Origin of the sequence: Flavobacterium alvei, from assembly GCF_002920895.1 — a bacterium.
Lineage (GTDB): Bacteria > Bacteroidota > Bacteroidia > Flavobacteriales > Flavobacteriaceae > Flavobacterium > Flavobacterium alvei.
Genome location: NZ_PQVG01000009.1, coordinates 21,388 through 45,013, shown reverse-complemented (window position 1 = coordinate 45,013; position 23,626 = coordinate 21,388). Strand labels below are relative to the sequence as shown.

Annotated in this window: 12 protein-coding genes; 4 read left to right on the top strand and 8 right to left on the bottom strand. The window is 37.7% G+C overall.

Annotated features, from left to right (window positions below; all coding sequences use genetic code 11):
* Positions 1-11 precede the first annotated feature (11 nt).
* The 4 genes from C3L50_RS14550 (at position 12) to C3L50_RS14535 (ending at position 4,830) form a co-directional block, all read left to right on the top strand.
* Positions 12-1,448, top strand: coding sequence for a family 43 glycosylhydrolase (locus tag C3L50_RS14550; protein WP_103806913.1), 1,437 nt, complete (start codon positions 12-14; stop codon positions 1,446-1,448).
* A gap of 33 nt (positions 1,449-1,481) precedes the next feature.
* Positions 1,482-2,810, top strand: coding sequence for a rhamnogalacturonidase (locus tag C3L50_RS14545; RefSeq protein ID WP_103806912.1), 1,329 nt, complete (start codon positions 1,482-1,484; stop codon positions 2,808-2,810).
* Positions 2,811-2,899: 89 nt separating this feature from the next.
* Positions 2,900-4,291 carry a sulfatase-like hydrolase/transferase gene (locus tag C3L50_RS14540; protein WP_103806911.1) on the top strand — a complete coding sequence of 464 codons (1,392 nt, stop codon included), beginning with the start codon at positions 2,900-2,902 and terminating at the stop codon, positions 4,289-4,291.
* Positions 4,292-4,305: 14 nt separating this feature from the next.
* Positions 4,306-4,830, top strand: coding sequence for a GNAT family N-acetyltransferase (locus C3L50_RS14535; protein ID WP_103806910.1), 525 nt, complete (start codon positions 4,306-4,308; stop codon positions 4,828-4,830).
* A 74-nt stretch (positions 4,831-4,904) separates the two neighbouring features.
* Here C3L50_RS14535 and C3L50_RS14530 read toward each other — a convergent pair whose 3' ends face one another.
* The 8 genes from C3L50_RS14530 to C3L50_RS14495 form a co-directional block, all read right to left on the bottom strand.
* Positions 4,905-7,751, bottom strand: coding sequence for a polysaccharide lyase family protein (locus C3L50_RS14530; protein WP_165784023.1), 2,847 nt, complete (start codon positions 7,749-7,751; stop codon positions 4,905-4,907).
* Between the two features lie 135 nt (positions 7,752-7,886).
* Entirely contained in the window at positions 7,887-10,760 is a 2,874-nt protein-coding gene (locus C3L50_RS14525; RefSeq protein WP_103806908.1) for a glycosyl hydrolase 115 family protein, read from the bottom strand.
* A 12-nt stretch (positions 10,761-10,772) separates the two neighbouring features.
* Entirely contained in the window at positions 10,773-12,881 is a 2,109-nt protein-coding gene (locus C3L50_RS14520) for a beta-galactosidase (RefSeq protein WP_103806907.1), read from the bottom strand.
* Between the two features lie 24 nt (positions 12,882-12,905).
* Positions 12,906-16,142: a glycosyl hydrolase gene (locus C3L50_RS14515; protein WP_103806906.1), complete on the bottom strand. Its 3,237-nt coding sequence runs from the start codon at positions 16,140-16,142 to the stop codon at positions 12,906-12,908.
* 10 nt (positions 16,143-16,152) lie between these two features.
* Positions 16,153-17,781: a right-handed parallel beta-helix repeat-containing protein gene (locus C3L50_RS14510; protein ID WP_165784022.1), complete on the bottom strand. Its 1,629-nt coding sequence runs from the start codon at positions 17,779-17,781 to the stop codon at positions 16,153-16,155.
* A 66-nt stretch (positions 17,782-17,847) separates the two neighbouring features.
* The gene (locus C3L50_RS14505) at positions 17,848-19,185 is read right to left on the bottom strand and encodes a right-handed parallel beta-helix repeat-containing protein (protein ID WP_243400392.1); all 1,338 of its coding nucleotides are present in this window, start codon (positions 19,183-19,185) and stop codon (positions 17,848-17,850) included.
* Between the two features lie 16 nt (positions 19,186-19,201).
* On the bottom strand, positions 19,202-20,731 hold the full coding sequence (locus C3L50_RS14500; RefSeq protein ID WP_103806904.1) for a rhamnogalacturonan acetylesterase: 1,530 nt from the start codon (positions 20,729-20,731) through the stop codon (positions 19,202-19,204).
* Between the two features lie 19 nt (positions 20,732-20,750).
* Complete coding sequence (locus C3L50_RS14495; protein WP_103806953.1) at positions 20,751-23,618, bottom strand: glycoside hydrolase family 2 protein; 2,868 nt, start codon at positions 23,616-23,618, stop codon at positions 20,751-20,753.
* Positions 23,619-23,626: the final 8 nt, after the last annotated feature.

The following is a 23,626-nucleotide window of genomic DNA, read 5'->3' as shown; positions in this document are numbered from 1 at the left end:
TAATACTTAAAATGCTACAAAAGAACAATTCCATTTTTAATCCTTTCATTAAAAAAATAGCTTGCCTAGTTTTTTTAATCAATACCTCTATGGCATTGGCACAACTTCCGGGTAAAATGGATGCCATTTGTTCTGGAACGCCATGGTTAGATCAAAACGGGAAAATCGTGAGTGCTCACGCTGCCAATATTATCAAAGACAACGGAAAGTTCTATCTTTTTGGCGAAGCCCATACGGATGACAGCAATGCATTTGCTGGATTTAATTGTTATTCTTCCAAAGATCTTTACAATTGGAAATTTGAAAGCATCGCACTTCCTATACAAAAATCAGGCAAATTGGGACCAAACAGCGTTGGCGAAAGAGTAAAAGTAATGAAATGCTCTAAAACTAAAGAATATGTGATGTTTATGCACGCTGATTCAATTACTTACAAAAATCAATTTGTAGGATATGCCACTTCAAAAAAAATTACGGGACCCTATCAATTTAAAGGTGCTTTGCTTTTTAATGGCAAACCGATCAAAAAATGGGATATGGGAACTTTTCAAGACACAGATGGTTCGGGTTACATCCTTATTCACGGAGGTGAAATTTATAAATTAAGTGACGATTACCAATCTGTTGTTGAACAATTAAATCCCAATATGACTTCAGGATTTGAATCGCCAACGATGCTAAAAAAAGAGGGGATTTATTTTCTCATTGGCTCACATCTCACCAGTTGGGAACGCAACGACAACTATTATTACACTTCCAATTCCATCAAAGGCCCTTGGATATCCAGAGGACTTATTGCTCCAGAAGGTTCTTTGACTTGGAACTCGCAATCTACTTTTGTTTTGCCCATTCAAGGAACAAAAGACACTACCTTTATGTTTATGGGCGATCGTTGGTCTTTTCCAAAACAAGCATCTTCGGCAACTTATGTTTGGCAACCACTTATAGTTTCTGGAACATCGCTTTCGATGCCAACCTATCAGGAAGCTTGGCAAATTAATATTGGAACAGGAATTGCAACTGAAATAAAAACCGCTGATAAAATTATAGAAAATACAGATATTCAAATTCAATACACTGGAAACTGGCAACATTCAAACAATGAAAAACCAGGTTCAGAAAGTAAATCTGACGAAAAAGACGCTTCGTTTTCTATCCAATTTAGCGGACAACAAATCGCTTTGTACAGCTATGTGGGTGCCGAAAACGGCTATGCAAAAATGGTGCTTTCCGACAAAAAAGGAAAAATAATAACAACTTCCTTGATTGATATGTACAGTAAATCACCTTTGTCGACACCTGTATTCCGATCGCCCATTTTGAAAAAAGACGATTATAAATTGACCATTTATGTAACAGGCGAAAGATCAAATTGGTCTGACAAAAGAAAATCAAATTACGGCAGTACAGGAAACTTTGTTTCTTTGGATAAAATAATAATAAACTAGAAAAGAGTATTAAATAAATAAAATAAAAACACAATGAAGAACATTTTAAGATTGCTAATTTGCCTTATCGGATTTTCGCAAGTAACATTTTCGCAGGATTATAGTAAGGACAATTTTCCAGATGGAACGGAAATTCCCAAATGGTTTAAAGACTATTCAAAAATTGAATTGAAAAATTTAGGCAAACAATATACCATTACCAAATATGGCGTTAAAAACGACAGTACAAAAATTCAAACTGTCGCCATACAAAAAGTTATTGACAAAGCAGCTGCAAATGGTGGTGGTGTAATCGTAATTCCTAAAGGAGTTTATTTGACCGGTGCGTTGTTTTTTAAACCAAAAACCCATTTATATGTTTCAGAAGGTGGCGTTCTTAAAGGTTCTGATGATATTGCGAACTTTCCCATTATGGCTTCAAGAATGGAAGGTCAAAACCTAGATTATTTCCCAGCAGTGGTCAATGCCTATGGTGTAGATGGTTTTACAATTACAGGAAAAGGTACTATCAACGGAAATGGTTTTAAATATTATGAAGCTTTTTGGGCTAGACGCAAAGTCAATCCAAAATGCACCAATCTTGAAGTTTCAAGACCTCGATTGGTCTTTGTTTGGAATTCGAATAATGTACAATTTCAAGACGTAAAACTGATTAATTCGGGTTTTTGGACGAATCATTTTTATAAATGCAATAATGTGAAATTACTTGATTTGCATATTTCATCTCCACATATTGAAGTGAAAGCACCGAGTACAGACGCCATCGATATTGATATTTGTACCAATGTTTTGGTTAAAGGCTGTTATATGTCGGTAAACGATGATGCTATTGCATTAAAAGGAGGTAAAGGCCCGTTTGCTGATACTGATAAAAATAATGGTCCCAATATCAATATTATTATCGAAGATTGTCATTTTGGATTTTGTCATTCGGCTTTAACCAATGGTAGCGAAGCTATTCACAACAAAAATGTGATTATGCGCAACTGCCAAATTGATGGTGCAACCAGAATGTTATGGCTCAAAATGAGACCAGACACCCCACAATTATACGAATATATTAGAGTGGAAGACATCAAAGGTGAGGCCAAAAACTGTTTGGTTGTTTTGGCTTGGAAACAATTTTTCGACTTAAAAGGACGTCCAGATGTACCACGCTCTTATGGCAATCAGGTTACGCTAAAAAACATCAACATGAAATGTGATACATTTTTTAATGTTGAAAAAGACCAAAATGTTAGTTTGTCTAATTTTATTTTCGAAAATTTGAATATCGAAGCCAAAAAGACGGACATCGACAAAAGCATTATAGACGGCATCACTCTCAAAAATGTATCTATCAACAAGCAATTAGTAGAATAATTACCATCCAAAATGGGATATAACAAACCCGTTGGATGCAATTATTCTTTGAAGATTGCACCCAACGGGTTTCTAATTAATAGTAATTTATGAACAAAGGTTTTAATCTAAAAGTAGCGTCAACAATCGCATTATTGTTTTGTTTTTGGGTTTCCTTTAGCCAAAAAAAGGCAATAGAAAAACCCAATATCATTTTAATTATTGCCGATGATGCTGGATGGAATGATGTAGGTTTTAATGGATCAGAAATACAAACGCCCAATATTGATAAATTAGCCAAAAACGGTGTGATTTTGAACCGCTTTTATGTGAGTCCAACTTGTTCTCCATCGAGAGCCAGTTTATTAACAGGAAGACCTTCGAGCCGTATGGGAATTGTGGCACCAATTAGTGACAAGAGTACCTTAAAACTACCCGACTCCATCCCTACTCTACCCCAATTATTACATCAAAATAATTACGAAACGGCACTTTTTGGAAAATGGCATTTGGGTTTGCAACCTAGTAGCGGCCCAAAGGCCTATGGATTTGATTATTCCTATGGATTTTTGCACGGACAAATCGATCAATATACCCATAAATATAAAAACGGAGATAAAAGTTGGTACAGAAACGGCGAATTTATTCAGGAAGAAGGACACACAACAGATTTAATCACAAAGGAAGCCCTTCAATGGCTTTCGAAAAAAAGGGATGTCAAGAAGAAATTTTTTTTGCAACTAGCCTATAGTGCGCCCCATTTTCCTTTGCAAGAAGAACAGAAATGGAAAGACCCTTATATGAATTCCATTAAAAACAGTTCTCGAAGAGATTATGCTGCTGCTATGAGCCATTTGGACAGCAGTATCGGGATAATTCTCGAAAAATTGAAACAAGAAAATCTGGATAAAAACACCCTAATCGTTTTTATGAGCGACAATGGTGCTATGGAGGATTGGGATTCCAAAAATGAATACAATGGAGTTCATCCTTCAAATGATAGACTTGGCGACAACACACCTCTCAGGGATTGGAAAACTTCCAATTATGAAGGTGCAATCAGAGTGCCTTGCGTATTTTATTGGAAAGGACAGCTTGTCCATTATAAAAATGAAGGTTACATTTCGATTATAGACATATTGCCAACCTTTTTGTTTTTGGCTGGAGATAAAAAACTTCCTAAAACCGTTGAGGGAAAAAATGCTTGGTCTATTATTTCTGAACATGATCCCGATAGCTATAAGGACTTAGAAATTCCCAATCAAGAAATTTATGTAAGAGGTCATTTGCAGGAATCTTTGATACAAAAACCTTGGAAAATAATTCGAACTCGACACCTTGCCATTCCTGCCGATTATGAATTGTATAATATCGAAAAGGATCCAAGTGAGAAAAACAACGTGATTTTGCAAAATCAAGTTTTAGCCGAAAAAATGAAAATTGCCCTTGAAAATCAATTTAAAAAGGATGCTAAAGAAGTGAATCTGAATGGGATTAAATAATAACATTTTAAATAATGACCAATATTGAAATAGCAAAAGTTACGCTAAACGACATTGACCAATTGCAAAAAATTGGCAGGCAAACTTTTGAAGAAACATTTTCAAAGTCCAACTCCGAAGAGAATATGAAAACCTATTTGGAGGAAGGGTTTTCCATTCAAAAATTAACCACAGAACTAAATGACAAAAACTCCGAATTCTATTTTGCGACATTTGAAAATGAAGTTATTGGGTATTTGAAAATCAACTTTGGAGCATCGCAAACGGAATTAAAGGACAGCAAATCTCTTGAAATTGAACGAATATATGTGTCGAAAGAATTTCACGGAAAAAGCGTAGGACAATTACTTTACGACAAAGCCATTCAAATAGCAAAACAAAAAAATGTGGATTATGTTTGGTTGGGCGTTTGGGAAGAAAATCCAAGAGCCATAAGTTTTTACAAGAAAAACGGTTTCGTTGAATTTGATAAACATATTTTCAAATTAGGAAATGACGAGCAAACAGACATAATGATGAAACTCAAATTGACAAATTAAAAAAAGGTTTGATGAATTCAATTTCATCAAACCTTTTTTATTCAACTTTAATAAGAAGTCATCAAGCCACTGACCTATTCTTTTATAACTTTAAAAGTCACTCCTGTAGTTCCAATTTTTGCAAAGTAAACTCCGTTAGCTTGATTTTCTATATTTAATTGCACTTTCCCATTAACTGGAGTATATGCCTTTTTGGAAATCAATTGCATATTCATCGTATATAATTCGATAGTGGTTTCTTGAATTGAAAGCGGCAAGGCAATTTCAAAAATTCCTTTTGTAGGATTAGGATACATTCTGAAATCAGCTACGTCCACCCCTTTTGAATTGATGCCCAAGGTGGTTAGATCCCCTTCTAAACTGATATAATCATACATCACGTGATTGCCTCCACTTGATGTAGATGGCATTTGCAATTTGAGGGTGTTTTTTCCCGATTTTAATTTACTATATGGAATGTCAAAAGTGGCTAATCCATATTTTGCGTGATTGGATTGTCTTAAAAATGCATTTCCTCCGCCATTAGGTGGATAATATCCAGAAGATGGTGTAACGCGACTTCCGTTGATAAAAATCCAATTTTGAGCGTGGTCTGAACTGGCATAGGCAATTGTTAATTTTGCATTTCCTGTGGTAGGGATGGTCCCAGTCAAATTAAAATTTACATTCCAATCCCAAACAGATCTTGTCCCATCGGCATTGAAATAGGCTGAATGAACATAAGAAAGTGCTGTGGGCCAATTTTTATCTTCGACATTGTATTCGATTGGATTAGTAAAAGTTGCTGCAAATTTGTTTTCTACAAAACCTTCGCAATAGTCGAAATCGCCAAATTTGTATTCCTCGGCAGTTCGATTAGGAACTCCAATTTCAAAAACTAAATTTCCATTGGTGCGAGGAATAGTCCAATTTATGTTTCCAAGATTAGTGGTTGCTGCTGCGGTAACAACAACTGTTTCTTGTCGATATTCTCCAGTAGTACCATTTTTGTAGGCAAATAAAGTATAGGTTCCTGGGCGTACATTTTTAATATCAAAATTTCCAGAAGCATCTGTTTGAACCCAATATTGATAATTTTTTTCTTCGAATTGCCAATTTCCACCAGCATCTGGACTTAATTGAGTAACTCCTATCCAAGCTTCGTTTCCATTGACATTGGTTTTAGAAGGATCAGTGATGTTAAAATTTCCAATGATATTTCCTCTTCCCGCAGCTAGGGGATAATCAGGAGTATTGGTTAACCAACTAAATGGCCATTCCGTTTTATCAACTGCCGCTCTTGCTTTTGCTTCATCCCAATTGGCAGTTGCTGTTGCGTTTTGATTAGCATAAATCAAATAAGGACCATAAATTTTTGACCATTCTTCGCCAAGCGGCACTTGAAATCCAGTTGAATTATAATGTACCCCATTCATTAATATATGAATAATTCCTGATGCTGAATTTAAATCATGACTGGTTGGTCCTCCACTAAAATATTCGTGATTTCCAGTAACTGCCCAAATACCTAAATTATTTGTATCAGATGAATGTCCATAAGCTTTTAAACTATATAATGGCTCACTAAATTGGTATTTACCATCATATTTTCCAGCACGCACTCCAGATTCAATTTTAATTATTTCGGCAATAGATGTAGGAGACCATGCATCGCCAGGTTGCGGCATCTCCCATGTTTTTAATTCATTTACACATATTTTATTTGTAACACTACTATTTATCCATAATACTTGTCTCCAAGATCCTAAATCAAAATTGGGGTAAGTGGCTTTATGTTTTAAAATAGAGTAGGTATAAAGTCCTTTATCGGCTTTTTTTAACACATAATGAATGTCTGCATCACATGGAGTCACATTATTTCCTGGAGAATAGGGTCTGGAGAATGAAACATCAATATAATCTGCAGTTTCTTCTTTTACACTAAATGTTGCTCCAAATATGGTTTCAAATCCATAAGAAGTAGTAAAATCATAATAACCACCCGTTCTGGAAGTAGAAGTAGTTACATATAAAGTTTCAACACCATTAATTTTCATCGAAACAAGGTTGCTGGTGTTTTTGTCAATTTTTGCTTCGATAATTCCGTTTTTAAGTATAATGTAGGAGGGATATTCCGTAAGCATACTACTTGGATTTTGTCCAATATTTACAACTGTTCTGGTTCCATTGTAAACAACATCTAAAGTTTTTCCTGCAGTACACGTAATTTTTCCGTTAGCAATGTGGGTTTCAAGTGCTGTTTTTTTATCTCCAGTTACTATTAATTGCCCTAGACCACTAATATAAATATGACCATTTGTTCCAATGTTAATACCTGTTTTGACATCGACTGTACCTCCAGTAATATTTAAGTTTCCAGTAGGATTTCCCGTTCCAGTTCCTACTTCTAATGACGCATTAGCATAAAGTGTCCCTCCATTTATATTGGCTGTACCATTTCCTCCTGTACCATTTCCAATATATAGATTGAAATTACTGTTTATACTTCCTGAATTTACATTTAAAGTTCCACCAGCCCCTTTACCTAAATATACATATCTTCTACCATTAAAATTAGCGGATCCATTTAATGTAATTGTTCCGTTTAAATTGGCATCATTATAGGGGTAAAAAGTACCGGTAATTATAATGTTTGCACCAACATTTACAGTAACGACACCGGGTCTTTTTGCGATTACATCAGCACCTGAATGTCCTACATTAATTGGGTCATAAGGTGTTCCAGCATTAAAAATTAAAGTAGCCGAGTTTAAAGCAGCAAAATCAATGGCAGTATTATCCCAATTATTTACATTATAAAAATTAGTATCCACTCCTCCAACCCAAGTATAAGTTTGGGCAAATGAAGTGTTGATAATACTGAAAAATAAAAGGGTAACAATGCAAATGGATAGTCTTGTTTTGGGTAAAATTTTATTCATAGTAATTATTTTTAAACGCCATTTTTTGATAAAGGCATAAAAATTAAGTGTTTTTTTACGCTTATATTTTTTTACTAAAATATAATTATATGTATTGGTTGGCATCCTGTTGTGTCCTGTAAACAAAAACCAACTCTAATTCTTCACCGTTTCTGGTAAAATCGAATAAGGAACTGGATTGTTTTTATCCAAATTGAGGTAAAAATAATCCAATGCCACGCCTGGGTCGATCTTATGTATTTTTAAAATGTTTTTTCCTTTATTAAAAGATTTCAGGGCTATTTTTTTGGTTGCTTTATTAGACAGAACGTTTTGTTTCCATTCTTCGCTTCTTCCAACAGTTGCAAAATCAACTATCTGCATAGGTTCATTATTCCATTGCACGCCTACACGAACTCCGTTTTTGTCTGTTAGAGGAAGGGTTGGAATGGCATATAAAAACAATTCTGCATCTAAACTATTCAAATTATCTAAATGAATATGATATTCTAAGTAAGAAGAAGAATCAGTCTGAAAAAGTGTAGTTGGCGGATAAGCTTGCATCGCCGCTTTGCTATAACCCAACCCATCTATTTTCTTCCATTCATAGGCTCCTTGATTTTTTATGTTAGTGAAGTTTTGCGCATAAATCACTACTTTATTGTCAATTGCTACAAAAGAGTTTTTAGCAACAGCTGCATTATTGGAATCAATTTCAAGAGTGATGACTTTCTTTTTTTCGCCATAAACGATGCTGAATTGCGCTTTTTCAATTGGATTTTTCTTCCATTGATTCCAATCAATACTGATTTGGATTCGTTCCGAATTGTTTGTTGCAGCATTCAAAATTCCAGTTTTTTTATTGGCAATAATCCAATCCGGAAGGTTTTGCAATTGCCACGAAACCACCGCATCTTTCTTTAGAAATAAGTCAACAAAATGGGAAGTATTCGAATCTTGAGAATATGTCAGTTTACTTTCATTTGGACTAGAATCGGTTTCGTTTTCTACCAAAATCCCTGCTGAATCAACGCCATCAGTTTGCAATGGAATTTCAATATTTGCCTTATCAAAAACGGGCAATTTTCGTGGACTCATATCCATAATGAAGTTCCATTTTCCGTTCCCGATTTGATTGTATTCTTGGGTAATGGCTTTAATTTCGTTGAACGCATTTTCCGATTTCAAGGCAAAATCCTTCGCATTTAGTCTCCCTTGTTTGCCATAAATGTTGGCTTTGTCGGCATACAAAAACTTTTTGTTCATCAACGAAGCCGCTTTTGTTGGATAATAGATTAACTGGAAATAAGCGTCTTGAAGTTCTTTCGGCAATTTGCTTTTGATGGCATCGGCCTGATTTTCCAAATTTTGGTATTGGTCAATTCTTCTCTGGTTTTCATCCCCAAAAAAGAACGGATTATAGGCCGTTTGTTTAGTTTTGGTAGTCGGTTCGGTTTGACTCCAGCCCATAAATTCGGGTTTTCTTTCGAAAGCCAAATCAAAATAGTTCCATTTTGAGTTCGCAATCATATTTCCGTAAGTTTTTCCAAAAATCGACGAATAAAATTGACTCATATGCTTTTTGACATTGGATGCATCCTCAAAAGAATTTGCATTATAAGCCATATCCAAAAAAAGCGTGGTCGAATATTCAATCGATTTCAAATCGCCCACATTCAGAATCCAGATTTCTTTGCAATTAGATGCATAAGCCTTCATCATTTCTTCCCTCAACAAGGCAGGATGAACCGAATCAACCCAAAGATAATCGTGCGGTCTTCCCCAATAGGAAGCGTGGTAATACACGCCGCCACCGCCGGAACGCTTTTGTTCTTGCTCGTTGCTCAACCTTCGGATGTAGCCGTAATTATCGTCTGTCCAGACCAAAGTCACGTCATCCGGAACCTGTAAACCTTCATCGTATAAGTCCAAAACTTCTTTGTAAACCGTGAAGGCTTGCGGAACCTTCGTCGCATCAGGATTGATGTGGGTTTCAAACAACTTTCGTTGGTCTTTTATGATCTGTTTTAATAATTCCGCTCCTTCTTTGTTGGTTTTTACGCCTTCCATTTTGCTGTCGTGAACGCCACGCATTCCGATGGTGTAAATGGCATCGACATTTTTGCTTTCTTTTACTCGGTCTTCCCAGTATTTAAGGACATTATCTCTATTGGAAACATAATTAAAATGCCCCATTTCCTTTTCTTTCCATTCATCGACATTGTTGCGCAACATCGGTTCGGCGTGCGAGGTTCCCACCACAATTTGATAATCTTCGGCTATTTTGGCATTGCCTGGGACTTTAAAAAAACCTGTCGTTCCTTCGTGCATTGCCGGCCAAATCGTGTTGGCTTTCAAGCGCAACAACAATTCGAATATTTTAGCATAGGTTTTAGGTCCAATGTTGCCCACTTCAGGTTCAAAAGTTTTGGCTGCCCAAAGTCGCAATCCCCAATCTTCATCGTTCAGGAATATTCCCCTGAATTTGACCGATGGCGCTTTGGATTGAAATGAATTTTGGGTTAAAATCAATTCTTTTTGTTTTGCAACAGGCACGTCAGCCCACCAATACCAAGGTGAAACGCCCATTTTTTGGCTTAAATCAAAAACTCCGAAAGCCGTTCCTCTAGGGTCGGTTCCGGCAATAATAAAGGCTTTGGTGATTTTAGAATTGGGATTTAGAATTATTTTGTAGCCATAACTTTCCCATTGTTTTTCGAAATTTTTGAAATCATTTTTTTTATCCAAAAAAGATTGCACCAATTTCGATTGAATCCGTCCAATGACGATGACATTGCCCGATACAGCAGCCTTGTTTTGGGTAACCAAGGGTTTGAAACCGCTAACTTTGAAAATATCTTCCGCCAAGGAATAAGCCAAAATCGAATCCAATGTTATGGCTTTGTCGTATAAAATGCTTGCTTTTTGGTCTTTGGTAAACACTTCAAATTTTGATGCGGAATCATTTTGAGCTACACTTTTTGGAAGGAAAAACAGAATGAACAAAAAGGTCAGGATGGTACTTTTCATATTTAGCTTCAATTAATTTTCTTCGACAACTTGAACGCCCCAAGGTTCTAAATCTAATTTTCCACCTTTTTTGACTTTACGGTCGGAAGTTAACTCTTTTCCGTCTGGATAATCATAACTTACAGAATCCGCTTTCGAGGAATAATTATAATAGAAATGGACTTTTTTACCAAAATCATTCGTCCCTTGTTTGGTTATTAAAGGCCAATGGATGTTTTGGTCACTGGTTTTAATGCCAGCACGTTCCATCGCTGCCATCACTATTTTTTCTTGCAATATATCGGAAGGGCGGCAACCCTCATAAACCAAAGTTCCTTTACCAAATTTATTACTCGTAATCGCAGGATATTTTCCATAGAATGGGTGGTCGTAATAAGCCAATGGTTGGGCTGTTTCCGGGATAATCAATTCAGCCCAGTCCGAAACGGTATTTTCTTTATCGGCAACATTAAACGGATTGTCTTTTAGCTTCAGATTTTCGATGTTGGCAAACTCTTGATAGTAGAATCCACAAGCTTTGCGAAGTGGTCCTGGTGCCACTTCTGTTCGTACCATCGAGTTTTGATCAGTGAATCCACTTTTGAACATCATAATTACTTGACCACCTTCTTTTACATAATCGGAAATCGCTGTCAAGACAGCATCGGAAGCCACATATAAAGGCGGAACAATTACCAGTTTATACTCTTTTAAATTTAGATTCGGTCTTTCAGCAAAAATATAGTCCACTGCCACGCTGTTGTTGTACAAAGCGCGGTGCAACTGGTCGGTTTGTGTGCGATACGCATTGCTACCATCCTTATATGGCATAATGTTTAAGGCGTGATTGGAATCATAACTAAAAAGGATGGCTACTTGTGGTTTGATTTTTAAGTTAACGAGATGAGAACCAAATTTTTTAAGTTCTTGTGCCGTTTTTTTCATTTCGTTATACACTCGGTTGGGTTCCAAATCGTGTGACAGGATTCCTTTCCAATAGGTCTCTTGTCCATAATGAAGAGAGCTCCAATGCCAATACGCCACCATATTGGCACCCGAACCAATATTCGAATACATATTCAAGCGCAATTGTCCATCATAGGGTGGATGTTGGTCTTTAGAATCCCATCCTGTGGTTTGTCCTGTGGTTTCGGTAACGAGATAATTGGATTTTTTCACAGAGCGGATATAATCTCCTGCCATTGCATATTCGGCTCCGGTACATTTATCCTGTGCTGGAGGATATTTGTTCAATCCCAAAATATCCATAAACTCGCTTGTTTGGGGCTTGTCTATTTCGGGAGTCGTCATAAAACAATGCGTAACAAATTGATCGGGACGCTTGTATTCATCAACAATTTTGGTCTGCCAAGTCAGAAAATCTGCAATCACTTTCATTTTATAGCGTTCCCATTCCAATTTATGCGCCGTATTTGTAACATCGTCTCGTACAGGAAATTCACTCCAATCGTTCAAGGCCATACCCCAATAGTTCAAACCCCATATTTTGTTTAATGTTTGAACGGTTCCAAATTTATCTTTCAAATAATTGACAAAACCTACCTGAAAATCGTGATTATTGACACCACGGGTAAGCGTTTCGTTGTCCACCTGAAAACCAATCACGGCAGGATGTTTCGCATAACGTTCGGCAATTTTTCGGATAATGCGTTCGGAATAAAACAAATAGGAAGCATTCGTTAAATCAACATTTTGACGAATACCATAACCGGCTTTCCGACCGCCGGCATATTCAATAAGCATTTCGGGATATTTGTGCGCCAACCACGCAGGAATAGAATAAGTAGGGGTACCAACTATTACTTTTATCCCCGCTTTGTGCAAACGGTCGATAATTCGATCCATCCAAGCAAATTCGAATTTGCCTTCCTGTGGTTCAAAACCACTCCAAGAAGATTCGGCTAGACGAACCACAGAGACTCCAGCTTCCTGCATCATTTGTACATCTTTTTCGAGACGTTCGGTAGGCATATATTCGTGATAATAGGATGCGCCATAGAGAATGTTGTCAAATTTGATTTGAGCAAAAGAAAGATTCGTTAAAGCAAGCATTGCCACTAAAAAGAGCAGTTTTATGCTTCCTGAAAACCTTTTTGCAAAAGAAATATAAGTATGTTTCATCTTGTTGAAATATAAATCATTAAATTAATTTTTGATGGAAATAAGTTTTACCGGTCCCAATAGTCCCGATTGCTGCAAGGAACTTTTAGCATTCAAATCGGCATTTTCTGAGTGTACAATCTTGTCTTTTTCGGGTAAGGAATAATCGCCAATCAATCGGTTTTTCCATGTATTGACTACGGTAATTTCTATCTTGTTTTGTCCCTTGTGAAGTTTTCCTGTGACATTGACGCGATAAGGAACTGTCCAAACTCCTCCCACATAGACCCCATTAATCTTCACTTTCGCCATAGCGGAGAGTTCTCCAAGGTCAAGATAGAGATTTTCGTCCTTGTTTCCTTTTTCTAAATTCAAAGTCGTGGTGTAAATCGCTGTTCCCGAAAAATAACGAATGCGCTCATCGCTATTTTGTGACCAATCAGTCAATTGCTCGAAGACTACTGGTTTTGATGGTCCTCGTTTTACCGAATCGTTTTCAAATTGTACTTCCCATTTATTGTTTAAAATTTTTAGTACCAGTGGCTCTTGAAAATTGGAGTTTATTACTTTTGAAGGGGACTGTCCCGGATTTCTAAATACAATAAAAGCACTTCCGACTGCTACCAATTGCAACCGTATTGCAGTTACATTCCCAGATGTTTCGTAATTTGCCAAAACACGAGTTTCCCCTGTCAAAGGATCCCATAATTCGGGCTGCAAACCTTTCACTCGAAAAGTGGCTTGAAAGTCGATAGTTTTAGTACTCGAATTGGCTAAGAAATAAATCTCTTTGTTGCCTACTGAGCGATGTTTATAGTGAATGTCTTTATTGTCGGAGAAAAAATCGGGTGTTGCTTTAAGCAAGGCCAATGCTTCGGATAAGTTTATGTTATTCAAGACCATCCCTTTTTCGTACTGCTGTTGTTTAGTTGGACTATTTCCCCATAATTTTTGTGCCAATTGTTGTACTTCTAAATCTGCATTTGGATATCCTTGTAAACTCGGTGATTTGCTTGGTGCCGAACCCAAAATTACTGCTCCTTGGGCAACCAATTCCTCGATTTTTTTTAATAATTCCGGTCGCATAGTTTGTTTTTTAGGCAGAACCAATATTCGATAGGAAGTACCGTGTGGCAATACAAGCTGACCGTCTTTAACAGACAAATCACGTAAAATGACTTCGGCATTTATAAAATCATAATCATAACCCGTAGGCAATGCAGGGCTTACCACACCTGACATTTGGGGCACGTCTTCGCCTGTAAAATAAGCCACGTCTGCTTTATTTAAACCCTGTTGCAACATATAATTGCAACGTTTGTGATAGGTTGTAAACAAGTCCATTTGTCTGAACCAAGTATTTTTTCTGTTGAATTCGGTACCGAACCACGCATCCACACCGGGATATTTATCTTCATAAGGTTGTTGAATGTAAACGTGTAACAGTGTGCTGTTAATTCCTTCAATAAATGCCCAGTCGCCAACTCTTTTAAGATCGGCGGGATAAGCACTAAAAGCATAATTTTCTGTCCAAGAACCACTGGTAAAAGATTCTGCCCAAACCTTATTTTTACCATAAATATGAGCTGCCGAAGCGGCGATACGGGATTCAAACTTACCATCCGTTTTCCCTGGTGACCACCAATATTCTCCTGCAACCTCGTCAGATTGTCCTCCATATTGCAGCGATTCTCCCGCAAAACCAGAATGTCCATAGTTTTCTAGCCAAGTTGTCAATCCATATTTATGACTGACATCCCGCAATCCACCAACGTATTTATAAGAGATATCATCTGCAACCAGACGGCGTAAATCCCAAAGAAAACGCTCGGAAATATCAGTATTCCCTATAATATGTCCATCATATACCGGCAGAAAAGGCGTAGCGTCATACCCGTATTGTTGTTTGAACTCCTCCAAAAAACCGTCGGTAAAATTCTGTCCGCCACGTTCATAACTGTCAATAACAGTTGTCTTGAATGTTTTTCGGTCTTCCGGCGGCACTCTTTTCATAATATCGCCAATGAAAGCATCAAAATGTTCGGCAATATGTGCCGCACTCATTTTGTCCACTTCCAACCCTTCGGCTTCAAAAGAGGCTGGGCCATTCTTGACATCAATATATCGCATTCCCATTCGCATAATCAACCAATTACCGGCAGGGACATTCCAGTTTAAAACACCATCTGCCGACATATATTTGGAAATATCTAATACTTCTTGTGTCTGGGGGAATTTCAAATCTTTCGTTTGGTCTTTCGCTGCTCCCCAATTGGCTACCCTTGCCAATGATTTTTCAATATAATTATTCAAAACTGGAGTTTGATCCAAACTGATTTTACTGATTTTACTTTGTTTTGTTCCTCTTGGATGAAAGACAATTCGGAATTTCTTTCCTTGAATTTCCCCTAAAGCCAAATCAAAACGGGCATCAGGTTTGAATACCTTTGCCAGATTTTCCACGTTTTTTGTTTGAAAGACTTCAAATTTTTTGACACTTTTAAAATCTGCATCCACTTTTACAAAGAGTTCTGCCGTGGCATCCAAATGACCTGCTGAGTATAACGACAGCGTGCGAACCGTTGTTTGTTTTGGAAGAATAATATCTAATGTGGGTTCGTTACCCGAAAGTACATATTTGGCACTATCTTGTTTTGCCGAAGGAATTAATTGCAATTGAGAAGGAACAAGTTTTATATCTGAATTATCCTGAAGATCTTGCCCATAACCGGCAGTTACCGGAAAAGCAAGTACTTTCACATCCTGGAAAAATGAATCAGGTTTGGCCAATAATTTTGAAATTTTTGTTGACCCTTTAACGTATAATTCTGAAGAAGCCAAATAGCGCATTGCTTGCTCTGGCTTGATCCAAGGCCCGCCGGACTGGCTCCAACCAGGACAATTAAACAAGCCAACTTCAATATCCAGTTCAGTGGCCGTTTTCAAAGCAGTATGCAAAACTTCATACCATTCTTCCGTGAAAACTTTGGCTTTTCCAAAAGACTGACCGGTTAAATCTCTTGACCAACTTGTCCGATTGCGAATATTGGTGGCAATAAAAACACGGTTAATCCCGGCCTCTTTCATCGCGTGTAAATCCTTCACTACGCCTTCTTTGGAGATATGATCGTTTAACCAATAATAATAAGCCGCTGTTTTAACACTGTAAGGTGGCGTAGCAAAGTCTTTTTCGATATCATTAAAATTGTCATTCGGCTTTTCTTGGGCGAATGTTGCAGCTGATACTAATAGCGTTAATATAATTAGGATGCTTTTTTTCATAGAAATAGTATTATTGAATCGTAATCAATTTACTGTTTCTTTGAAAGTCATCGCTTTTAATCACCAAAATATAATTGCCAGATGCTAATCCGTCTCTCTTTAATGCAATCGTGTTTTCTCCTTTGGAATATGTTTTTTCAGGGATATCCATAACTTTCATACCCGCCAAATTGTATAACGAGAGGGTAATTTTAGAGTTGGAATCATTATAAAAAACGACATTGGTTTCCGTGGAAAACGGATTTGGATAATTGTATATTCCTTTCTTTTCGGTAAAATCTTTCAAGCCCAATGAACTATCAAATTCAAAACAACCCAAATCAGGTGCTGCTCCTTTGAACGTAAAACCAATATCCGTTCCGGCATTAATGATGTCGCTTCCTGCTTTTAATTTTAGGAAATCATTTTTAGGCAAACTGCCGTCGGCTTCTCTTGGAGCCGTTAAAAGCGTTTCATCAGTACTTAAAAAATCGGAACTATTAACCGTTACCGACATATCAAAATAATTAGAAGTTAAGAAGCAACGTGGTTTATCTATATTTTCCAATTCGGCCGTGGTAGCGGCAAAACCTAAATTATTTGCCAAGGTATGATTCCATCCAGGGCCATCAGTGGCAAAATCGGTTGCATTTAATGCTACGCAATTCAACATATTGTAGTTTCTTTTGTTAACATAGGCCGTGTTGTTGTACCAATAATTGCCGTCTAAATGGTGGTTGGCATAAAAACCGCTTTGTTTGTTTCTGACCGCCAGACAAAATCGAATAGTGTTTTTTGGAATGGGCGTGTAACTGGATTGAATAGTGGTATAAGGAGTTCCGCCAGCACCATATCCACCGGCTTTGAAACCATTTCCGTCGCCACGACTTACAAATTTATTGGTTCCACTAATGGAATAGCCATTATTAAAAGCCCAACAGTTTTCAATTAAAACAGGCTCCGCATTATTGATTAAATCATAACCATCGTCGCTATTGTACCAAGCACGACATCCTCTAATCACATTATTGACACTTCCTTTTTTTAAGTGAAAACCAAAACCATCCGTATTTCCGCCTACTCCACTTTCGGAAACAGAATCATAATTATTATAGGCATCACAGTTTAGAATCAAGTTATTGGAGCCTTTTGTCATATAGACTCCAATAGCCATACCATCGTGCATTTTTACTTGTTCAAGCGTGATATTGCTTCCTTGAATATCAAAACATTCGGATTGGGTATGGGTCAATATCGTTACTTGAACACCAACTACTTCAATCCCTTTAATATGAATATTACTTCCTGTAATGAAAAAGGCAAATATGCGATAATCAGCAGGTTTAATATTTTTATAATCAAAAATTGGAGTTTCATTGGGATAAGCCAAATAACTGATGCCATTTTTATTAAGTTCTGTTACATAAGCCCAAATACTATTATAACGAGCAATTTGGTCTTCCCTCATAGAATAAAGTCCGCCTCTTATATAAACCGTATCCCCTGAACTAGCCAATGCTTGTGCTTTTTGAATTGTTTCAACGGGATTGTTTAGGTCTCCAGCATTGGTATCGACACCATTTGGAGCGACGTAAAAAGTTGCTCCGAAAGAATACAAACTACTTAAAAATAGGGTGATGATTAAAATACTATTTTTCATATTCTGAAATTTTACATAAAAGTATTGAAACAATTTGATGGCAATTATTTTAAAAATCTTAATGTTCTAATGACTAGCATCGGATTCAAAACAACCCAAATCGGGAGCTTTACCTTGAAATGGAAATCCAATATTAGTTCCTGCATTGATTAATTTACTGGAAGGAGCTAATTTTAAAAAGTCTGTTTTAGGCAGACTTCCATCAGCTTGTCTTGGCTCTGTTAGAAAACTTTCGTCAAGGCTTAGAAAATCCGATGAAGAAACATTTAAATCAAAATAATTCGTTTTCAACACACAACGTGATTTGTCAATATTTCCTAATTCTTTTGCTTTAGCAGCAAAACCTAAGTTGTTGACCATTTCGTGATTCCAACCTGGGCCATCAGAACCAAAATCGGTTGGATTTAGGGCTAAACAATTTAACATATCGTAGTTTACTCGGTTTTTATAAGCGGTGTTGTTGTACCAATAATTTCCTTCTAAATGATGATTGGCATAAAAACCACCTTGTTTGTTTCCGACAGCCAAACAAAAACGGATGGTGTTTTTGGGAATTGGGGTGAAATTCTCCACGACATCATTATAAGGCCTTCTACCTTTGGCATAACCTCCAACTTTAAACCCATTGCCATCACCACGACTCACAAAATCGGATGTTAAACCATTATAAAAAGCCCAGCAATTTTCTATTAAAACGGGTTCTGCATTGTTGATTAAATCGAATCCATCATCGCTGTTAAACCAAGCTCGGCACCCCCTGAAAATGTTATTGACACTTCCTTTTTTGAGATGTGCGCCATAACCATCAGTATTTCCTCCTTTTGCTCCTTCTGAAACAGAATCCCAGTTGTTGTAGGCATCACAATTTAAGATGAGATTATTGGAACCCGAAAGCATATAAACTCCTATAGCCATTCCGTCGTGCATTTTCAGTTGTTCCAATGTGTTGTTGCTGCCTTGAACCTCAAAACATTCGGATTGAGTATGCCCTGTTATGGTTACTTGAACACCAATAACTTCAATGCCTTTAACGTGAATATGATCTCCTTTGACAAAAAAAGCGACAACACGTTTATTTGTAGGTTTAACGTTTTTATAATCAAATACTGGAATTTCGTTAGCATAAGCCAAATAACTGATGCCGTTTTTGTCTAGTTGTGTGACATAAGCATAAGCTCGTTGATAGCTCGCTATTTGATCTTCCCTCATCGAATAAAGTCCACCCCTGATGTAAACAGTATCTCCCGAACTGGCTAATTCTTGTGCTCTTTTTATGGTCTCAACAGGCTGGTCTTTACTACCAATATTGGAATCATTCCCATTTGGTGCAACATAATAATCTTTTCCATAGGAAAAAATACTAGTTAAAAAGAGTGCAATAATTATAGAGATATCTTTCATCATTTGGTGAATGTACTTTTTATTTGGATTCTTGCTTAGTATTGTCTTTAGGAATTTCGATATACTCTTTCAAGCCACATTCTTTTATTTTTTTGAGGCTTTCCGCTGCGGTTAGTGCATTGAGATTGGCTCCTTCAACACCGGTATGGGTGTGGTCTTTTGGGAAAAATGCTTTTACGGTTTCTTTGCCCAAAGCTTCGTATTTCAAGGCAACAAGTTCGTTCAAATCGATAAAAAAAGCACCAGTATTTGCTGCCGCAATTTTCGACCATCCTCCGTAAGTATCGGCTCTGCGTTCTACTTTATCATTTGGCCATTCGTTTCTTGGAGTTTGACTCAAAACAATTGGAATAGCTCCTTTTTCTTTCGCTTCTTTGACAAATTTTTCCATATACCAGCCAAAAGTTTGCACGGTTTCGGTCAGACTGTCGCGAACCACCACTTGGGTTTCATTGCCGTTTCCTTTGAGTGATCCCCTGAATTTTTCTTTGTCAATTGCTCCGGCATCGTTATGACCAAATTGTATCATAATAAAATCGCCTGGTTTCAATTGATTTTTTACAGCATCCCAAAGTCCTTCTTTTAGAAAAGTACGAGTGCTTCTTCCGCCACGGGCTTTGTTGATGACTTCAATTCTAGTGGTATCGCAATATTTAGGAAATTCAACTCCCCAGCCCACGGCATTGGGATTGTTGCCATTATTCGCCATTGTCGAATCGCCAATCAAATAAACTTTTTTCTTGGCTGGAAGTACAATTTTTGGATTCGCCAAAATATATTTTTTCAAGGAATTATCGCTTTTTTTCAATTCATTGATAATTACCGAAGCCGAAAGTACCGCTCCTTTTGCCGATGTATGGGTGTGATCGCGTTTGTAGAAATAGGTTCCCGTTACTTTTGCTTCGCCCAATTTTTCCATTTCGATGGCCATATTATCGTTCAATTCGATAAAAGTCACTTTCTCTTGTTCGGCAATTTGTTTGGCCCATAACCCGTAAGATTTGTTGTTTCGAGGCACTTTTCCTTCTTTCCAATCGTTTCTTGGAATAGGAGAACACACAATCGGAATGGCTCCTTTTGATTTGGCTTCGCGAACCACTTTCTGGATGTACCAACCATAAGAATGCACCACTTCGTGTTTCTTGGTCAACATATTATCAATCTCTTGGGTTTCTTCGCCAATTCCTTTGATGGTTCCTCTGGCTCTGGAATCATCATTTAATGGACCATCGTCATTATGACCAAATTGAATCATCACGTAATCGCCTTTTTTAAGTTTTTTATACACTGCTTCCCACAACCCTTTTTGCTGAAAAGTTCGGCTGCTGGTGCCACCCAAAGCGTGGTTTTCGAGATTAACTTTTGTAATATCCAAAAACTGGCCGATATAATCGCCCCAGCCCCAAAGTCCGCCATCGCCTTTTCCAGCTCCATTTTTTACGGTTGAATCGCCTACGGTATAAATAGTGGGTTTGTCTTGTTCTTTGGTTGTAAAATTGAAAAACAAGAATGCTAAACAAAGGATGGAAAGTAGTTTAATCAGTTTCATAGTATAAGATGTATATTTTTTATTTTTCAGTTAATGTTCTAAAATCGAACCAAAGATTCATTGAAATCCCGTCATCTCCTTTTTTGATGCGAATATTCGTTGGCTGACTTTCTGGCCCTTGGTGCTCCAATGGTTTGAAATCACGCATCGCCGGAATTTCATACATAAAGGAAATATCTCCTTCCGGAAAAGCCGGTTGCGGATTGCTGCCCGGAAATCCGTTTTTAGGCAAATCGGGAGTGAAAACTCGTAGAAACAAATTCTCTGATTCGCTAAATACTTTGAATGAGTTTGTGCCAGCTTTCAAATTAGCTCCGATGACATTGGCGTGATAGCCTTTGAATTCGGGATACACCAAATTTTCGAAACTTTCGCCTGTTATGGTTGTGTTGTACGCTTTTTCCCAAACACCGTAAGTCGTTCCTTTGAGTCTGTTTTTCCAAACGTGATAAGGCCCTTTTCCGAACCATTTCATTCCCGTAACTCCTTTTTCGGGAAAGCTGAACGTGATTCCGAACGCACTGATTTTGTCTTCAAAATAAGCTCCGTCAAAACCACCGGCGTTTTCGGCATTTTTCAAGGCTACTAATTCCATTTTGAATCTTCCGTCAGGTTCCATAATCCATTTAATGGAAGTTAAACCTCCTGTGTAGGTCACAGTACAAGTTGCTTTGTCTCCTTCTTGTGCCACGAGAACTTCCTTCAATTTGGCTTTCATTCCAATAGGACGAGGCCCATTTGTCAACGGAATTACTGAAGTCGCATTTTTGATAGTCAAGATTTCTCCCGTTGTTTTGTCCAAAGTTACGCTGATGTCGCTTCCTTTTAATGTAACTTCGTTGGCCGTTTGAACAGCAGTTGCTTTTGCTTTCGTTGCTTTGGAAACTAAAAACTTGGATGCAAAAAACTGTGCTTTGTGAATAGGCCAAGTCCAAGTATAAATTTCCTTTCCGTGAATGTCATTCGCCGTGATGGATAAAACATCGCCTTCGAAAAAGTTGGCTGGAAGTGCGAATTTGATCTTGCGAGCTTCTCCGGGTTCAATGCTTGGAATTTCGATAGTTCCGGTGCTAATTGTTTTCGAAACGGCATCGGTATAAAGAATATTCGCATCGGATTTTAGTACTTTGTATTCCATTTTGCAGGAATTCAAATTACTGAAAAGATAGTCGTTGGTAATCAAAAACGAACCATCAAAAGCATCGGTTACTTGTTTGTTTGCAAACTGGATGGGTGCCCAAATTTCTTTTACGGTATAATAACTGCCTTCTTTTTCACGATGAGGTCCCAAAATTCCGTCGGCTGCAAGCGAACCTTTGGAGTCGAATTTGGTTTCTCCTTTCCAATCCGAACGAAAAACGGCTTCGTCGATCATTGCCCACATAAATCCGCCGGCAAACAACGGACTTTGTTTGTAGCGTGTCCAGAAATCTTCCAAAGCGGCTCCCATTCCGTTGTCGTAGGTTCCGTGCATAAATTCGGTTGGAAAAAACACATTTTCGCCATTGTTGAAACGGTGCATTCCTGTTAAATATGTTGGATAATGGTGTGTATCCCAACCATTAAAATCAGCCCAAGGGTGAATGACGATTCGTTTTTGGGGATCATTTTCGGCAAAAACTTTGTCCACATCGTAGTTCCAACCGCCTTCGTTTCCATTGTCCCAAATAATCACCGAAGGATGATTGACATCGCGAACAACGGTTTCGGTTACCAATTTGGTACCTGTTTTGGTATCGTATGAATTTTGCCAACCCGCCAATTCATTCAACACAAAAAGCCCCAAGGAATCGCAAACTTCCAAGAAATGGTCATCCGGCGGATAATGACCACGCACGGCATTCATATTCATATCCTTTAATAATTGTACGTCCAAAAGACTGATTCTCTTGCTGGTACTGCGACCACCTTCCGACCAAAAAGAGTGGCGATTGATGCCTTTCATTACAATCTTGGTGCCGTTCACATAGATTCCGTCTTTCTTTTTGAATTCCAAAGTTCGGAAACCAATTCGTTTTTCGACTTTATGAATCAGAGTTCCGTTTTGTTTTAAAACCAATTCCAAGTTGTATAAATTCGGAGTTTCGGTATTCCACGGTTTTACATTTTTCCATTGGGCTGCGATGGTTTCTTTGGTGCTTTTGACTTTGATTGGAAAAGAAAAAGTATCGAATTTTTCGCCGTCCAAGCCTTTCAAAGTCGCTTCGACAATGGCATTTTTTGCAATATTTTTAAGGTTCATATCGACAGTGATGGAACCGTCCATTTTTGGATTTACAGCAATATGTTGGATTTGCGTTTTAGGTGAAACTTCTAACCAAACCGGGCGATAAATTCCGCCAAACAACCACCAATCGGCTCTGCGTTCGGCAGCATTTACGGATGGATTGGCCGAATGTTTCCAAACATGCACTTCCAGAATATTTTTGCTTCCAAAGTTCAAAAGCGGCGTAATATCGTATTTAAATTCATAAAAACCACCTTGATGAATTTCGCCGGCCAATTTTCCGTTGACTTTTACTTCGGTATCGGTCATTGCGCCTCCAAAAGCGATTAGAATATCTTTCTCTTTGTAATCGGCAGGCACTTCGAATTCATATTTGTACAAACCTTCTTCTTTGCTCGGTTCTTTTTCATTCAATTCTTTGTACCATCTTCCGTAGGTATAAGTTCCAAAACCTTGTAATTCCCATTGCGAAGGCACATTTATTTTAGACCAAGCCTTGCTGTTGTTGCCATCGGTGCAATAAAAATCCCATTGCACGGGATGTTCAAAATCTTTTCCGGACAGGAACACTTTGTCGGTTTGTTGGGCGAAACTATGTAGCGCAGAAAAAGTTGTCAGCGCAGCAATAGCAATGAATTGAAGGTTTTTTTTAAGTAACATAATTGGTT

Bases quoted from the DNA above. Each gene is read 5' to 3' on its own strand.
- C3L50_RS14550 (WP_103806913.1), top strand. From the start codon at position 12: ATGCTACAAAAGAACAATTCCATTTTTAATCCTTTCATTAAAAAAATA.
- C3L50_RS14520 (WP_103806907.1), bottom strand. From the start codon at position 12,881: ATGAAACATACTTATATTTCTTTTGCAAAAAGGTTTTCAGGAAGCATA.
- C3L50_RS14525 (WP_103806908.1), bottom strand. From the start codon at position 10,760: ATGAAAAGTACCATCCTGACCTTTTTGTTCATTCTGTTTTTCCTTCCA.
- C3L50_RS14500 (WP_103806904.1), bottom strand. From the start codon at position 20,731: ATGAAACTGATTAAACTACTTTCCATCCTTTGTTTAGCATTCTTGTTT.
- C3L50_RS14535 (WP_103806910.1), top strand. From the start codon at position 4,306: ATGACCAATATTGAAATAGCAAAAGTTACGCTAAACGACATTGACCAA.
- C3L50_RS14540 (WP_103806911.1), top strand. From the start codon at position 2,900: ATGAACAAAGGTTTTAATCTAAAAGTAGCGTCAACAATCGCATTATTG.
- C3L50_RS14530 (WP_165784023.1), bottom strand. From the start codon at position 7,751: ATGAATAAAATTTTACCCAAAACAAGACTATCCATTTGCATTGTTACC.
- C3L50_RS14495 (WP_103806953.1), bottom strand. From the start codon at position 23,618: ATGTTACTTAAAAAAAACCTTCAATTCATTGCTATTGCTGCGCTGACA.
- C3L50_RS14510 (WP_165784022.1), bottom strand. From the start codon at position 17,781: ATGAAAAATAGTATTTTAATCATCACCCTATTTTTAAGTAGTTTGTAT.
- C3L50_RS14545 (WP_103806912.1), top strand. From the start codon at position 1,482: ATGAAGAACATTTTAAGATTGCTAATTTGCCTTATCGGATTTTCGCAA.
- C3L50_RS14505 (WP_243400392.1), bottom strand. From the start codon at position 19,185: ATGATGAAAGATATCTCTATAATTATTGCACTCTTTTTAACTAGTATT.
- C3L50_RS14515 (WP_103806906.1), bottom strand. From the start codon at position 16,142: ATGAAAAAAAGCATCCTAATTATATTAACGCTATTAGTATCAGCTGCA.